Below are 389 nucleotides of genomic sequence, written 5' to 3'. Positions count from 1 at the left end.
TTTTACCATTGGCAATTGCTCTAAAACTATCGAATTGTATCGCTCATTCGTTAAAATCAAAATATTTTCTACTGGAATCAATTTCGATAATCTACTGAAAGTTTTCTGGATTAAAGTATCACCAGCACCCAACATATCGTGAAATTGTTTTGGAAATTCAGCTGTACTCACTGGCCAAAAACGAGATCCAACTCCACCGGCCATCAATATTGCGTAATAATTTTTGTTCATAGTGTTGTGGGATTTAAGAAATCTCATTTTTTATTAATGCTACAAATATAATCAACTCGGTAATAATTCCACCTCAGCATTTGGATTAAAAAGATAAGTTCTCCCTGAACTTACCTCAACACATTCGTATCGTTTGGTTCGTAAAGCTCCTTTTTTGA

Annotated in this window: 1 protein-coding gene and 1 pseudogene; both read right to left on the bottom strand. The window is 33.9% G+C overall.

The annotated features are described in order from the left end of the window. On the bottom strand, window positions 1–231 hold a 231-nt coding region (locus EKL98_RS15915), incomplete at its 3' end, for a sugar phosphate nucleotidyltransferase (RefSeq protein WP_262706936.1). A 51-nt stretch (window positions 232–282) separates the two neighbouring features. Further along, window positions 283–389: pseudogene (locus EKL98_RS18230) on the bottom strand (sprT domain-containing protein); the annotation flags it as partial.

The sequence above is a fragment of the Flavobacterium bomense genome (assembly GCF_003970355.1).
This window is presented reverse-complemented; position numbering and strand designations above follow the sequence as displayed.